The sequence below is a fragment of the Okeania sp. SIO2F4 genome (genome assembly GCF_010672385.1).
Lineage (GTDB): Bacteria > Cyanobacteriota > Cyanobacteriia > Cyanobacteriales > Microcoleaceae > Trichodesmium.
In genome coordinates this window covers 1-3,339 of the sequence record NZ_JAAHGT010001027.1, presented here as the reverse complement: position 1 = coordinate 3,339, position 3,339 = coordinate 1, and the positions used below count along the sequence as shown (strand labels likewise).

Below are 3,339 nucleotides of genomic sequence, written 5' to 3'. Positions count from 1 at the left end.
CCATAAGAATTAAACGACTCAATCACACTATGTAATGTCTGTTGAGCGCAAGCTGACCGCATTGCTTTGAAGTGGATATTACTTTTTAGTTGCCGATCGAGTGCCGCTTTAGTCAGAAAAACTCCGGTTTTGAACAGCATTTGACGGCAATAATAAATCCCACAATTTGTCAATTTATTGGCTTCAGAGCAGATATATTCAAGAATTGCCGTTACATCTGGAGATTCTTTAATTAAATTTTGCTGACATCCATACAATTTACATCACCTCCTTAGTTTTAGATTAGCCAAAAATCAGCTTTTTTTTTATTAAGAATAATGACGGGTTAAAACCCGTGTCGTTCGATGACCATTGATTATAGCAGTCGCCAAGGTGCTTAGGACATAAAGGAGAAACATAGCGATCGCCTTTATAAGATGGTCTAATAATTTTATATTTTTCTGTGTCCTAACTGCCCTGGCAGTTGCTATAAAATCAATGGCTAACTCTCACTTCCTATTTTTAGGTTTTCAGCTCCCTTTCCACTGCTCGTCCTTCAGACTCTATACCTAGAGCTTCTCGCCGACCCAGCTAAATTAACTCTGAGGAGCTTGTACTATTCCAGTCCCAATATTATCTATTTCCTGACCAGAAGCAAGAGACTTAAGTGTTCCGCTGGAAATCAGTCGTGACATTAATACTTGATTATTGACCCGCCCTGTGAACCCTAATTGACGTTGTGCCCATAAAGCTGCAACTCCAGCAACATGAGGTGTAGCCATGCTAGTTCCACTGAAGCTAACAAACCCACCACCTACTTTGGCTGATATTACATCCACCCCAGGAGCACAGATATCGACTTGGTCATTAGAAAACCTGGCTACAGAAAAACCACTAGCACTTTCTTGTAAAGCTCCCACCGCAATTACCCCTGTTCCAGCAGCAGGCGGAGCTACCGAAACCTCATAACTGGGACGGTTACTTTCATTTCCTGATGCAGCCACAATAATTGTTCCCTGGCCAAACGATCCATGAGCTTGGACGAAGCGGGATAGTTGTGTGAAAAGATTGATATTGGCACGATATTCCTCTAAAGCAATTGAGGTGGCAGCTTCTATTTCCAGTCCTCTTGTAGTCAAATATGTTACATAGCCAGGGAAATCAATACCAAGGGACATCGAGATTACATGAGCCCCTTCATTGACTGCCCATTGAATCGCTTTAGCGATGGTGAGCGATGACCCTCCTCCTGCTCCTAAGACTTTACCAATCAAGGCTCGCTTGATGTTACGAGCAACGCCAATACGAGTTCCCTCAACATCTTGACCAAAGATTGTCCCAGCACAGTGAGTTCCATGACCATTCAGATCATTATCCGACTCAGTCGTAAAGTTCTTTTGAACCAGGGCAACCCCGGCAAAAGCTGGATGAGAAGGATCGATTCCTGTATCAAGTACGGCCACAGTGATGTCACTGCCATCGAAGGGAGAACTATTTGCACCAACAGCTTCTATCCCCCAGGTAGACCCAGCAGTCGGAGTAGCTACGTCCTTTGATTCTACTGGTGCAATCAGTTTCAAGGGCAAAGCTGGTGCGAGAGCAAGAGTTCGGGGGTCACGCCGTAGGTCATTGTGTTCGGAGTGACTAAGTTCAGTTTCCTCAACTTCCAGTTGTTCAGGAGCCAATTCAAAAGTCCCAGCACCTCTTCTGAGCCCTAAATTATCTCTTGTCGGTACTAGAATTTCTCGGCTTCGGAGGATGATATATTTGGTTCCTTTTAACATAAATTTTGCTCCTTTTGAAATTAATTTGACGAATTCGGTATATAACTGCGCTAGTCCTAAATATGAAATCTGTAAGGATAGAAGGTAGTGACTTCTGCTGTACAATACCTAAACAATTCCGGCAAAACTTGGTAAAACCTGGGTTTTGCCAGTCAAAGATGTTTGCTTCTTGCTTCAACCTGGTCGATCGGCCTCTTCCAGTTCACAAGCGTAAATTCGGGTACAGCCTACCCTACTTGATTGATTAATTTCCCCATACTGAGATAACACCAGTGCCGCATTTAAGTCCCAGTCTATTCTCATTCCACAGTGAGGGCAGTTAAAAGTACGGTCTTTTAACTTTAATTGTTGATTAATACGACCGCCATTATGACAAGTTTTGGATGATGGAAACCACTGGTCAGTAGGGACGTTGCATGCAACGTCCCTACTGCACTACAGTTCCACCAGAGCTTACGATTTTGGTTGTCAATCGTTGTCTAAATTGATACAATCCAAGCCTTGCTATTGATGCTGCCAATTTACCATTTTGCATCATCCCTTGAACGTTTAAACTCTCGCGCGCAGACGTCCCTAGGCCGAATAAAAGATTACGGCGCGGGCTTTTTAACCTCGCAGTTAAGCATTTCTGCGTAGCATTTACCTATGAGCTGACCCTCACCTGGCAGTACGCTATTAGCAGACAGTTTCCATCCCCCGTTGCCCACGGGTACTAATTCCAAACCCCGTCATCTCACCATTATTATCTATTATATATGTCACAAAAAAGACTGTCCATTAATTCAATTAGAGGCTCAAGTCCTCAAACCTATATCAGATAATACTTCTGGTTTTTGCAATCGCCAAATTTGTGATAAATACAGGATTAGTATTACTTTTCAGACATGGTGTAATGTAAAAATATCCAAGTCAATGTACAGCCTAATATATAGTACAAAAAATCCCACCAGACAAAAGTATTTCCTAACAACAGCCTGCCAATTAAAGTAGCTCTAATAGCTTGTAAAAAAGGTGGTTTCCATAATTGGAGAAATTCTAGCAATGAGGTGACAAGAAAAACCAAAAAAGCTACCAAACCTGGTGGAAGTTGAGGTCGAATAAAAATTACTAAAAAAATCCAGAATGCTTCATAAAAAATCGAACTAAAAGAATTGTTCAGCCATTCAGAAAAAATCCCTTCATAGAACTTAGTTGCCAAACCTAAAATTACAGTAAAAATCAAACATATTAAAATAATAATTCTGTATTTTTTCATATTAACCTACATTCCGCACTTCAAAACGAAGTATAAAAAATCAGGAATCAGGAGTAAATAATTAGAGCTTGCTGATTAAATCTAAAAGCATTTACATATAAAGGCTAATACCAATTTGAAAAAAGAATGTTACAAATAATCAGGGTAATTAAAATAATTTAACCAGATTTCCTTTTAAGCTCAAAATGTAAGGATTTTGAGCAGACAAGGGTGGAAAAATCGAGGCACAATTCTTCCTACTACCTCCCCTATAATTCCTCCTAACTTCTGACTTCTAACTTCTGAGTCCTAATTATATGGTCTAGGTACACAAGAATTAGA

General features: G+C 40.6%; 2 protein-coding genes and 2 pseudogenes. All 4 read right to left on the bottom strand.

Features of this window, described 5'->3' with window-relative positions:
* Window positions 1–257, bottom strand: a pseudogene (locus F6K22_RS36625) (RNA-guided endonuclease TnpB family protein); the annotation flags it as partial.
* A gap of 318 nt (window positions 258–575) precedes the next feature.
* Window positions 576–1,763, bottom strand: a complete 1,188-nt coding sequence (locus F6K22_RS36620) for a S8 family peptidase (protein ID WP_293109601.1) — start codon at window positions 1,761–1,763, stop codon at window positions 576–578.
* A gap of 174 nt (window positions 1,764–1,937) precedes the next feature.
* Window positions 1,938–2,156, bottom strand: a pseudogene (locus tag F6K22_RS36615) (zinc ribbon domain-containing protein); the annotation flags it as partial.
* Window positions 2,157–2,634: 478 nt separating this feature from the next.
* A complete protein-coding gene (locus tag F6K22_RS36610) occupies window positions 2,635–3,018 on the bottom strand; it encodes a ribosomal maturation YjgA family protein (RefSeq protein ID WP_293109599.1) in 384 nt (127 codons plus the stop codon).
* Between the last annotated feature and the right edge of the window lie 321 nt (window positions 3,019–3,339).

What these genes read in the sequence shown, in the direction of transcription:
- F6K22_RS36620 (WP_293109601.1), bottom strand. Translation starts at nt 1,763, where the DNA reads ATGTTAAAAGGAACCAAATATATCATCCTCCGAAGCCGAGAAATTCTA.
- F6K22_RS36610 (WP_293109599.1), bottom strand. Translation starts at nt 3,018, where the DNA reads ATGAAAAAATACAGAATTATTATTTTAATATGTTTGATTTTTACTGTA.